Here is a 12,835-nt window from a genome sequence, read left to right as displayed (position 1 = left end):
CTCTATTCGATTTCGTCTTCAGCTGAATCGAATCCGAATGCGATTACGCTATCTTCTTCTGTCACAATACCAAGTTGTTTCGCATCAGACTCACTTTTAATATCAATTTTCCAGCCTGTTAATTTAGCTGCAAGACGCGCATTTTGTCCACGCTTACCAATCGCTAATGAAAGCTGGTGGTCTGGAACAACAACAGTTGTTGCTTTCTCTGCTTCATCTACAAGTACTTTAACAACCTGTGATGGACTTAAAGCATTTGCAACATATTCAACTGGGTCATTCGACCAGCGAACGATGTCAATCTTTTCACCTTTTAGTTCATCTACAACGCGTTGTACACGTTGTCCTTTCGGTCCTACACAAGAACCTACTGGATCAACATCGATATTCTCTGCATATACAGAAATTTTAGAACGGTCGCCTGCTTCACGTGCTACAGAGCGAATTTCTACAGTTCCATCATAAATTTCTGGAACTTCCATTTCGAATAAACGTTTTAAAAGACCAGGATGTGTACGTGATACGTAAATTTGTGGTCCTTTTGTTGTCTTTTCTACTTTTGTAATAAATACGCGAATACGATCATGTGGTTTATATTGCTCATTTGGCATTTGCTCACTTACAGGTAATAAAGCTTCTACTTTACCTAAGCTTACATAGATGAAACGAGCATCTTGGCGCTGTACAATACCAACCATAATGTCTTCTTCACGATCACTAAATTCTGAATAAATTACACCACGTTCCGCCTCACGAACTCGTTGTGTTACAACTTGTTTTGCAGTTTGCGCTGCAATACGACCAAAATCTTTTGGCGTTACTTCAATTTCTAGTACGTCACCATCTTGGTAGTTTGGATTAATTTGTCTTGCCTCTTCTACAGAGATTTCAAGACGTGGATCAAACACATTATCTACAACGTCCTTACGTGCTAAAACTTGAATTGTTCCCACTTCTGGGTTAAAGCTCACACGAACGTTTTGTGCTTGGTTAAAATTGCGTTTATAAGCAGAGATTAATGCTGCTTCAATCGCATCAATAATAATATCTTTGCTAATACCTTTTTCTGACTCTAATACGAGCAAAGCATCTAACAACTCAGTGCTCATGAAGATCCCCCTTCTTACTAAAACGTAACAGCAAGTCGCGCATTTGCAACTTTATCCATTGGAATTTGGATTTCTTTTTTACGTGTTTTAATTGTTAATAGTAGTGTAATTGTATTACCGTCGTAGGAAAGTAGCTTTCCTTCAAACATCTTCTCACCATCAATCGGCTTATATGTTTTAATTGCCACTTGTTTTCCTACCGCTTGCTGGAAGTCTTTCTCTTTCTTTAATGGACGTTCCGCTCCAGGAGATGATACATCCAAAAAGTAAAGATGAGGAATTGGATCCTCTTTATCTAAAGCTTCGCTTAAACGTTCACTTACCGCACCGCATTCTTCAATTTCGACTCCCTTTTCAGAATCGATGAATACGCGTAAGAACCAGTCTTGTCCTTCTTGCACATACTCTACATCTACAAGTTCAAGATTTAACTCTTCAACGATTGGCTGCGCAAATGCTTCTACAATTTCTGTGACTTTCTTATCCATAAACAGCCTCCTTCCTGCCGCCATGTACCATTTACAAGAAAAGATTCCGTTCATAAAGACGGTCTATCTTATTCTTTCTCGTTAGCTAACAAAAGCCCCTGCCGTTAAGCAGGGAATATCTGTCTTAGTATTACCAAATTTAAGAAGTAAAACTTGTAACAAAATATGTATATACGACAGAAATATCTTTACTATCTACATAAGCAAAATGTAGATAGTAACACGAAAGAGTGGGTTTCCCCACTCTCTTTTTCACAAAATATACATGACATGGTTATCTCGGTTTATAGTATACCATAGCAAATGTTGATTTGCAAAGATTTTTCCTACCTATTAGAACAGTGACAATTGGTTTTGATCCGGTAAATCTCCTAGACAACCTTGACCATCTAAATACTCAATAATCGTTTTAGAAACCTTACTGCGCTGCTGTAAGTCTTCTTTTGATAAGAAATCACCATTTTTACGAGCTTCAACAATACTGAAAGCTGCGTTTGTACCAAGACCAGGAACTGCATTAAATGGAGGAATTAAAGTATCCCCATCAATTATAAATTCGGTAGCATGCGAGCGGTATAAATCAACCTTTTGGAATGAATAACCACGCTCACACATTTCAAGTGTCATTTCTAGTACCGTTAATAAACTCTTCTCTTTCGGTGCTGCATCCAATCCTTTTTGTGCAATTTCATCAATTTTTACACGTATGGATGCTGAACCTTTCGCCATCGCCTCTACATCAAAGTCATCTGCACGAACTGTAAAATATGCCGCATAGAATAAAAGTGCGAAATGTACTTTAAAGTATGCAATACGTACAGCCATAAGTACGTAAGCAGCCGCATGGGCTTTAGGGAACATGTACTTAATCTTCTTACATGAATCAATATACCAACCTGGTACATTGTTATTTCTCATTTCCTCTTCCCATTCTTCTGGTACACCTTTACCTTTACGCACCGACTCCATGATTTTGAAGGCTAATGATGGATCCAAGCCTTGATAAATTAAATATACCATGATGTCATCACGACAACCGATAACTTCACTCAGTGTACACGTACCGTTATAAATTAATTCATTCGCATTACCTAACCATACATCTGTACCATGGGACAGTCCAGAAATTTGGACAAGCTCTGAAAACGTCGTTGGTTTCGTTTCTTCTAACATTTGTCTTACGAATTTCGTACCAAACTCTGGTATACCAAGTGTACCTGTTTTACAGTTAATTTGTTCTTCCGTTACCCCTAAAGATTCTGGACCAGAGAAAATTTTCATTACTTCTGGATCATCCGTTGGGATTGTTTTCGGGTCAATACCACTTAAATCTTGAAGCATACGAATAACAGTCGGATCATCGTGTCCTAATATATCAAGTTTCAATAAATTATCATGAATTGAGTGGAAGTCAAAGTGCGTTGTTCTCCACTCAGCACCTATTGAATCAGCCGGAAACTGAATTGGTGAAAAGTCAAAGATATCCATGTAATCTGGTACAACGATAATACCACCTGGATGCTGTCCGGTCGTACGCTTTACACCTGTACATCCCGCAACTAAGCGATCAATCTCTGCATTTCGAATTGTTAGGTTATGATCATTAGCATAACCTTTCACATACCCATAAGCGGTTTTTTCCGCAACCGTACCAATTGTTCCTGCGCGGTATACATAATCTTCACCGAACAGTAATTTCGTATAGTTATGGGCGCGTGGCTGGTATTCTCCGGAGAAATTCAAATCGATATCCGGTACCTTATCCCCTTTAAATCCAAGGAACGTTTCGAAAGGAATGTCATGCCCATCTTTCACATATGGAACATTACATGTTGGGCATTCTTTATCTGGTAAATCAAAACCAGAACCTACAGAACCGTCATTAAAGAACTCTGATTGTTTACACTTTGGACATACATAGTGCGGTGGTAATGGGTTTACTTCTGTAATTTCCATCATCGTTGCAACAAATGATGAACCTACCGATCCACGCGAACCTACTAGATAACCGTCCACTAACGATTTTTTCACAAGCTTATGTGAAATTAAATAAATAACGGCGAATCCATGTCCAATAATACTTTTCAATTCTTTTTCCAAACGAGCTTCTACAATTTCCGGTAGTTCATCTCCATAGATACTTCTTGCCATTATATAGCTCATATCACGTGTTTCATCATCAGCACCTTCAATTTTCGGTGTGTATAAATCATCTTTCACTGGACGAACATCACCAATTAATGATGCGATTTTGTGTGTATTTGTCACAACAATTTCTTTTGCTTTGTCTTCACCTAAGAATGAAAAACAATCTAGCATTTCATTTGTTGTACGGAAATGTACAGGCGGTAATGAATGACGATTTAACGGATTAGCTCCTCCCTGCGAACTGACTAAAATTTTCCGATATATCGCGTCCTCTGGATCTAAATAATGCACATTCCCAGTAGCAACAACTGGCTTATCTAACGTCTCACCTAGTTTTACTAAGTTAGAAATTATTGTTTTTAACTGTCCTTCATCTCGAACGAGTTCACGTTCCACTAAATGACGTAACACTTCTGGAGGCATAACCTCAATGTAATCGTAAAACTGTGCAATTTCTTCTACTTCTTCAGGCGCTTTTTGCATCATAGCTTCAAACACTTCACCTTTGTCACAAGCTGTTCCTACTAAAATGCCTTCACGATATTTTTTTAATAGTGATCGCGGTACACGTGGTACACGATAAAAGTAATTCAAGTGAGAATATGAAACAAGTTTATATAAGTTTTTCAACCCAACATCTGATGTGGCAAGTAACGTCATATGACTTGGACGCCCACGTTTATATGCATCCCCTTGTCCCATACTATCGTTTAGTTGATCGTGATATTCAAATCCCTTTTCAATCACATCTTTTAACATCTTCACAAGTAAATATCCCGTTGCTTCTGTATCATAAATCGCACGGTGATGTTGCGTTAATTCAATATCAAGCTTTTTACACATCGTATTTAATCGATGATTTTTCATTTCTGGGAATAAGAACCGTGCAAGTTCTAACGTATCAATAACTGGATTTTTCGTTTTTTCTATCCCAACCTTTTTAAAACCTACGTTAATAAAGCCCATATCGAAGCTTGCGTTATGAGCAACAAGTGTATGGTCACCCATCCATTCCTCAAACTTTTTAAACACTTCGTCCACTTCTGGTGCATCAGTTAACATATCATCTGTAATACCTGTTAATTCAATAATCGTCGCCGATAATGGTTGATGCGGATTTGCGAAAGATTCAAAGCGATCAATAATTTCTCCACCTTTTACCTTTACAGCAGCTAACTCAATGACTGTATCATATACAGCAGATAACCCTGTTGTCTCAACGTCAAAGACAACATATGTTTCTTCTGCAAGTAAACGATGTGCTTCGTTATATGCTATCGGCACACCATCATTAACTAAATTTGCTTCTACACCATATAGAACTTTAACTCCAGCCTTTTTACCAGCAGAATATGCTTCTGGGAACGACTGTGCAACAGCATGGTCTGTAACTGCAATAGCCTCATGCCCCCATTTTCCGGCTTGGGCAACGAGCTTAGAAACAGAAGTAACAGCATCCATTTGACTCATTGGAGTATGAAGATGAAGTTCTACTCTTTTTTCCCCTTCTTTTGCTTTATCTTTACGAGAAGGTCCCGTTATTTCATTTATATCATTTGCGATCATAACTAAATCACGCACGAATGTATCATTTTGAACTGAACCACGCGCTTTTACCCAAGTTCCTTTTTTCAAGGATTGTAACATCGGAACATCTTCTTTATCTCGTGAGAACATCTTAATCATAATAGAGTCCGTATAGTCAGTTATCTTTAAAGTTAATAATGTACGTCCACTACGAAGTTCTTTCGTCTCTACATGGAAAACATACCCTTGAACGGTTTTTCTTCTTTCTTCATCTTGAATTTCACGCAGCGGCGTAATCTCTTCATCTGGCTTAATAAGATAACCAAGCACAACTGGTCCTTCATGAACAACATCACTTTCTTCAGCTTGCCTTTTAGCCATCTCTTCCATAGCCTGTATAACTCGTTGACGATCTTCTTCCTGTGTTTGCTCACGAAACTTTTGCATTTCTTCTGCATTTTGCTTTATATGTGTGTCTAACTGAAAACGCGGGAATCCAAAAGCTTCGTATTGATCACCTACTGGTTTCGCAACGTTTTTCTTTAAAGTAGTAGATTCCAGCTCATTATTCACATTTAATAGCAACTTCACGCCATTGACCTGCGGAAGTTGCTTCTTTAAGTACGCGAACATAGGTGAAAATGTAATTCGTTCTGTACAAAGCGGCCAATATGCCTTCACTTCTTCTTCTGTAAATTGTTTATTCTCTGCTTCTAATGCAAATGTTGTTCTTGCAATATGAGAAAATGATTGCTTAAGCTTTGTTTCTAGCAACTCATATAATTCTGTCGGCAAAATACGTGGCACTTGTAAGTCAAAATGCCAACTTTTATTCGCTTTATCAATAACTAGCTTTTCAATACCACCGCCATGTAAATATTGATTTATAAGGTCTTCTGGTATTTGCAACTGTTGGAGCAAAATTTGAAATCGCTCTTGTTGTTCATTTGTTAATGACATAAGCACTCTCCTTCCATTTGCTATTATAAATTGAAACGTACTACAAAGAAAGATTTCTTCCTTCTTCTTTTACAAAATACGTTTACAAAGAAAGAGAAGGTACCTCATTACGAGGTACCTCTTCTTATTTTAAAATATTAGCAATATATGTTTGAAGTTCTTCTACTTTCACTTCTTCAGACTCGCCTGTAGCACGTACTTTCACTTCTACAATACCTTCATCTGCTTTTTTACCAACTGTAACACGAACTGGAAGGCCGAATAAATCTGCATCTGCAAATTTAACACCTGCACGTTCTGCACGATCATCTAGTAATACTTCGTATCCTTGCTCTTGTAATGAGTTATAGATATTTCCACCCATTTCACGTTGTGCATCAGATTTCATATTTACTGGAATTACATGCACATGGAACGGTGCAACAGATTTTGGCCAAACTAAACCATTCTCATCATTAAACTGCTCTGCAATTGCTGCCACTGTACGAGATACACCGATACCGTAACAACCCATAATAAGTGGTTTTGTTTTTCCGTTTTCATCTAGGAACGTTGCGTTCATTGCTTCACTATAACGAGTTCCTAATTTGAATACATGACCAACTTCAATTCCACGTGCGAAAAGAATTGTTCCATTTCCATCTGGAGATTGGTCTCCTTCTTGGATGAAGCGTAAATCTGTATATTGACTTACTTTAAAGTCACGTTCTGGATTTACATTTACATAATGGAATCCTTCTTCGTTCGCTCCTGAACATCCGTTGACAATTGATGCTACAGCATGGTCAGCGATAATTTCGATATCCCCTGTAACACCAATCGGTCCTAAAGAACCCACTTCACAGTTTAATAACTCTTTTATTTCTTCATGTGAAGCAAGCTCAACGACTGAAGCTCCGTATACATTCTTCACTTTTACATCATTGACTTCATGATCGCCACGAACAAGTACTACTACTAATTTCGCATCTACTTTAAACACCATAGATTTAATGCATTTTTCCGCTGCGATATTTAAGAATGCAGATACTTCTTCAATAGCTTTTTGATCTGGAGTTGCTACTTTTTCAAGTGCTTTTTCGGCTTCATCACTCTTCGTATACGTAGCAACAACAGGAGCCATTTCAATATTTGCCGCATAATCAGATGTATCAGAATACGCAATTGTATCTTCACCTACATCAGATAACACCATAAATTCGTGTGTATCTTTTCCACCCATTGCTCCAGAATCAGCTATAACTGCACGGAAATTCAAACTACAACGAGCAAAGATATTAGAATACGCTTTGTATAAACCGCTATATACTTCATCCAAACTTTCTTGTGTTGCATGGAAAGAATACGCATCTTTCATTAAAAATTCTCTTCCGCGTAATAAACCGAAACGTGGTCTTTGCTCATCACGGAATTTTGTTTGAATTTGATATAATGTTAATGGTAATTTTTTGTATGATTTAATTTCATCACGTACAAGATCTGTAATTACTTCCTCATGAGTTGCCCCTAGCGCAAACTCGCGAGCATTACGATCTTTCATACGCATTAATTCTGATCCGTAAGAATACCAACGGCCTGATTCTTGCCATAATTCAGAAGCTTGCATAGCTGGCATTAATAGTTCTACTGCCCCTGCGCGCTCCATTTCTTCACGAACAATACGTTCTACTTTGTGTAACACTTTTAAACCAAATGGTAGAAAACTATAAATACCAGAAGCATTTTGACGCATAAACCCTGCGCGAAGTAATAATTGATGACTCTTAATTTCAGCATCTGCTGGAACTTCACGTAATGTAGGACTGAATACCATACTTTGTTTCATTTATTCGCACCTCTTCATTTTACTCTTACACGCAATAAAACCCCTCACCTCGAGTTAGGTGAGGGATTTTATTCTATGAGCTCTATTTCATTATAAACTTCTTCTTATTTTACAAGAAAAACTTACGGATGTCATTCCATGTTACAACTAACATAAGCAACATTAATAATGCAAACCCAATAAAGTGAACCATTCCTTCTTTTTGACGATCAATTGGTTTTCCTCGTAATGCTTCAATTAAGAAGAAGAACAAACGTCCACCGTCTAAAGCTGGGACTGGTAATAAATTAAATAAACCAAGGTTAATACTTAAAACTGCCGCTAAACTTAGTACACGCGTAAATCCATAATCTACAACTTGATCTGTTAGATTATAAATTCCTACTGGACCTGACAACTCATTAATAGAAAATTGACCCGTTACTAATTTCACAAGAGAATCAAAAATTAGTTTCGTCCATTCGTATGTTTGTTCAAACCCTGATTTAATAGAACCCATCACTGTTTTCTCTACAGGAGAATAAACACCAATTCTACCAACTTCGTCTTTTCCTTCTTTATCAAGCGTTGGTGTTACTTTCACATTAAATTGCTCACTATCACGCTTTACATGTAACGTAATTTCTTTATTTGGGTTTTCACGTACAATCGTTACAACATCTTTCCATGTACTAGTGTTTTTCCCATTGATTGCTTGAATTGTATCGTTTTCTTTTAATCCAGCTTGTTCTGCAGCACTATTCTCCATTACTTTTCCGACCATTGGTTTGTCAACAGGAACTCCTTGTACAAATCCAAGAATCACAAAAATAACAAATGCTAGAATAAAGTTCATTGCAGGACCTGCAAAGATTGTTAGAGCACGTTGGCCCAATTTTTTAGAGCCAAATTGTCTATGGTACGGAGCGATTTGAATTTCTTCTCCCGCAGAAATGATACGAGCTTTTTCATTCACTCGGAATGTTTGCAGCTCTTCCTCGTACTCTTCATAACCCAAAATTGTAAGATTATGCTCTAAATCAGATTGTTCGACTTCAATGACACGAACATTTGGATATTTTTCATGTCCGTCAAAAACTAATTTCACAACTTCGTCTTTTTCATTTAATACAAGTCCAACCTTTTTTCCAGGTTTTAACTCAACTGTGTCCGCATCCTCGCCAGCCATTCTTACATAGCCACCAAGGGGCAGTAATCGAATCGTATACACCGTTTCATTCTTTTCAAATGAGAATATTTTCGGACCAAAACCAATCGCAAACTCGCGGCACAAAATACCTGCTCTTTTTGCGAAATATAGATGCCCTAGCTCATGGAAAAATACGAGTGCACCGAAAATTAATATAAAGGCAATCGCTGTATTCAATTCCATAACCACCTTTGCTAAATTTGTTCCATCACAAACCGTCTTGTGGCTGCGTCAATTTCCTGAATTTCCTCTAAGCTCGGACGTGCAATGACAGTGTGATGGTGCATTGCTTTTTCAATGAGGTCTTCCACTGTTAAGAAACCAATTCTCTTTTGTAAAAAAGCTTCAACAGCTACTTCATTTGCCGCGTTCATTACAGCCGGCATACTTCCACCTGTCTTTCCAGCTTCATACGCAAAACGTAGACAACGGAAACGCTCTTGATTCATTTTCTCAAAATGCAATGTTCCCATTTCCCATAAATTTAACTGTTTCGTGTCTGAAAGAGGTAATCTATCAGGATATGTAAGCGCGTATTGAATCGGTACTCGCATATCAGGTGAGCCAAGCTGTGCCATTACACTACGATCTTCAAATTCAACCATAGAATGAATAATACTTTCTTTATGTAGAACAACATCGATTTGCTCATAAGGGATACCAAAAAGCCAGTGTGCTTCAATTACTTCTAACCCCTTATTCATCATTGTAGCAGAATCAATTGTAATTTTCGAACCCATTGACCAGTTTGGATGACGAAGTGCATCTTCTACGGTCACTTGATGCAATTCATCTCTCGTTTTATCACGAAAACTTCCGCCTGAAGCAGTTATAATTAAGCGAGAGATTCTTTTTTCATTTTCACCATTCAAGCATTGAAAAATAGCTGAATGTTCACTGTCTACTGGAAGTAACGATACATTATGTTTTCGTGCTGCTTCCATTACAAGATGCCCTGCAGTTACTAACGTTTCTTTATTTGCAATTCCAATTGTTTTTTTCGCCTCAATTGCGCGGAGTGTCGGTAACAACCCTACGCTACCTACAACAGCATTCACTACAATTTCTGTATCTGGGTGCAGCGCTACTTCTAATAAGCCTTCGCTACCATATACTACTTTTGTATTACCAGAAACAGCTTGTAATTTTAAAACATCTTCCTCTCTTTGCACAGAGACAATTTGCGGGGAAAATTCTTGAATTACCTTTACTGCATAATCAACATTTTTCCCTACAGAAAAAGCAACGAGACGGAATTGGTCTGGGTGCGAGCGTAACACATCTAATGTTTGTGTACCGATTGATCCGCTTGCACCTAGTAAACTAATGTTTTTCATGACTCCAACCCCTCGTTCATTTATTAATTGTATTGTAATAAGAAGTATAGAATTGGTAACACAAATAACCAACTATCTGTTCGATCTAAAATACCACCATGTCCAGGTAAAATTGTACCTGAATCCTTTACACCATAATGGCGTTTAAATGCAGATTGCACTAAATCACCAATTTGTCCAAAAATAGAAATGATAATCGTCAGAACGATTAAAACTCCTACATTCGCTTCAACTGGGAAGAACATATTGTAAACAAGTGCAACAACAATTCCACAAACAATACCGCCTAATGAACCTTCAATCGTTTTATTCGGACTAATTTCTGGCCATAATTTTCTTTTTCCAAATGCTTTTCCTATGAAATATGCACCTGAATCAGTTGCCCATATGACAAATAGTGCACAGAACACATATTTGATTCCTAATATTCTCGTTTCATTTAAATATAAGAATCCCATTCCAACATATGTCGTTGCCATAAGTAAAAATGAAGCATTGTCAAAAGTAAATGTATTCTTAGAAAGGACTGTATATGATAAAAGTAATAAAACAATCACAAATGTGATTTCTAATTTACCTAACCCAATCCACGTAAACAGTTCTGATGCACTACTCGGAATTAAAATAATCCACAATAATACTGCAGCTAAAACTGTTGGTACCGAAATAAGCGTAAGCTTGTTCATACGAATTAATTCATATAAACCTATAGAAGCAAGTGCATACACTAAAACTGTAAAAGGCACGCCACCGTAAATTACGATGGGAATGAATAGCGCGGCAGCAATCACTCCAGTAATAATTCTCTGTTTCACTACCAAACCCTCTCTTTCTACACGCCTCCGAATCTGCGCCCTCTATGTTGAAAGTCTGTAATCGCATTTAGCAAATGTTCCTCGGTAAAATCTGGCCAATACACATCTGTAAACCAAAATTCCGAATAAGCAATTTGCCATAACATGAAATTACTAATACGTAGCTCTCCGCTTGTACGGATTAACAACTCTGGATCAGGTAAAGAACTCGTCATTAAGTAAGAAGAAATCTTTTCTTCACTTATTTCTTCCGAACGAATTTTTCCTTCCTCACTATCTTTCATCATATGTTGCACAGCAGAAACGATTTCATCTCGACTTCCATAGTTTAACGCGAAATTAAGAATTAATCCCGTATTCTCTTTCGTATCTTCCATGGCTTTTTCCATCGCTCTGCGCGTATGCGTAGGAAGACGATCTTTTTGCCCTATTACTCGGACTTGTACGTTTTCTTCAATCAACTCTGGTAAAAATGCACCTAAAAATTCTTCTGGAAGCTTCATCAAATAATCAACTTCTTTTTTCGGTCTTTTCCAGTTCTCAGTCGAAAAAGCATAAAGAGTTAATACTTTCACATCAAGCTTACTTGCAAATTTTGTGATTTTCTTCACAACTTGCATACCTTCATGATGACCAGCAATGCGAGGCATGGCTCTTCTCTTTGCCCATCTTCCATTACCATCCATAATAATAGCAATATGTTCTGGGATATATCCTTTTTTCACTTTTTCAATGAGATGATCAAACGATGTGACCTTTTTACTTTTAAAAAAAGGAAACTTTTTAAACATCATTCATACCCTCCAACAAGCAGACGTATGCCTAAAAGTGTAAAAAGACCCCCTTAAGAAGAGGGTCATATTTGCGAAATTATCGCTATTACACTTCCATAATTTCTTTTTCTTTGTTTTTTGCGATTTCGTCAACTTTTGCAATATATTTATCTGTTTCTTTTTGGATATCTTCAGTATATCCTCTTAAATCATCTTCTGTAATGTCGCCAGCTTTTTCAAGCTTCTTAAGGTCATCATTACTGTCACGACGCACGTTACGAACAGCAACTTTTGCTTCCTCAGCATATTTTTTCACAACTTTTACAAGATCGCGACGACGCTCTTCTGTTAATGCAGGGAATGCAATACGAATTACAGTTCCATCATTAGAAGGGTTTAAGCCTAAATCTGCTTTTAAAATTGCTTTTTCAATATCACCGATAGAAGTTTTATCATAAGGTTGAATTACAAGCAAACGTGCTTCTGGAACTGTAATGTTCGCTAATTGCACAACTGGTGTTGGTGCACCATAGTAATCAACTTGTACCTTATCTAATACAGACGAGCTTGCACGACCAGCGCGAACTGTTGCTAATTCACGAGAATAAGCAGCAACTGCTTTTTCCATTTTTTCATTTGAAGACTTCAATACTTGTTGTCCCAT

At 37.5% G+C, this 12,835-nt stretch carries 9 protein-coding genes; all 9 read right to left on the bottom strand.

The window, feature by feature from the left end; translation table 11 throughout:
- Positions 1-2: 2 nt before the first annotated feature.
- A complete protein-coding gene (nusA, locus tag JFT89_RS29185; protein ID WP_002014554.1) occupies positions 3-1,109 on the bottom strand; it encodes a transcription termination factor NusA in 1,107 nt (368 codons plus the stop codon).
- Between the two features lie 17 nt (positions 1,110-1,126).
- On the bottom strand, positions 1,127-1,597 hold the full coding sequence (rimP, locus tag JFT89_RS29180) for a ribosome maturation factor RimP (protein ID WP_002088165.1): 471 nt from the start codon (positions 1,595-1,597) through the stop codon (positions 1,127-1,129).
- 333 nt (positions 1,598-1,930) lie between these two features.
- Positions 1,931-6,232 (bottom strand): PolC-type DNA polymerase III, encoded by a 4,302-nt coding sequence (locus tag JFT89_RS29175; RefSeq protein WP_002066802.1) that lies wholly within the window; start codon positions 6,230-6,232, stop codon positions 1,931-1,933.
- 124 nt (positions 6,233-6,356) lie between these two features.
- Entirely contained in the window at positions 6,357-8,057 is a 1,701-nt protein-coding gene (locus JFT89_RS29170; protein WP_002066801.1) for a proline--tRNA ligase, read from the bottom strand.
- Positions 8,058-8,166: 109 nt separating this feature from the next.
- Positions 8,167-9,423: an RIP metalloprotease RseP gene (gene rseP / locus JFT89_RS29165; RefSeq protein WP_033707112.1), complete on the bottom strand. Its 1,257-nt coding sequence runs from the start codon at positions 9,421-9,423 to the stop codon at positions 8,167-8,169.
- 17 nt (positions 9,424-9,440) lie between these two features.
- Positions 9,441-10,583, bottom strand: coding sequence for a 1-deoxy-D-xylulose-5-phosphate reductoisomerase (gene dxr, locus JFT89_RS29160; RefSeq protein WP_002014547.1), 1,143 nt, complete (start codon positions 10,581-10,583; stop codon positions 9,441-9,443).
- A gap of 23 nt (positions 10,584-10,606) precedes the next feature.
- A complete protein-coding gene (gene cdsA, locus JFT89_RS29155; protein ID WP_002088171.1) occupies positions 10,607-11,398 on the bottom strand; it encodes a phosphatidate cytidylyltransferase in 792 nt (263 codons plus the stop codon).
- 17 nt (positions 11,399-11,415) lie between these two features.
- Positions 11,416-12,192, bottom strand: a complete 777-nt coding sequence (locus tag JFT89_RS29150; RefSeq protein WP_002014545.1) for an undecaprenyl pyrophosphate synthase — start codon at positions 12,190-12,192, stop codon at positions 11,416-11,418.
- An 85-nt stretch (positions 12,193-12,277) separates the two neighbouring features.
- Positions 12,278-12,835, bottom strand: a complete 558-nt coding sequence (gene frr, locus JFT89_RS29145; protein WP_000531506.1) for a ribosome recycling factor — start codon at positions 12,833-12,835, stop codon at positions 12,278-12,280.

Source organism: Bacillus sp. TH25 (assembly GCF_016650935.1).
Classification (GTDB): Bacteria; Bacillota; Bacilli; order Bacillales; family Bacillaceae_G; genus Bacillus_A; species Bacillus_A mycoides.
This window is presented reverse-complemented; position numbering and strand designations above follow the sequence as displayed.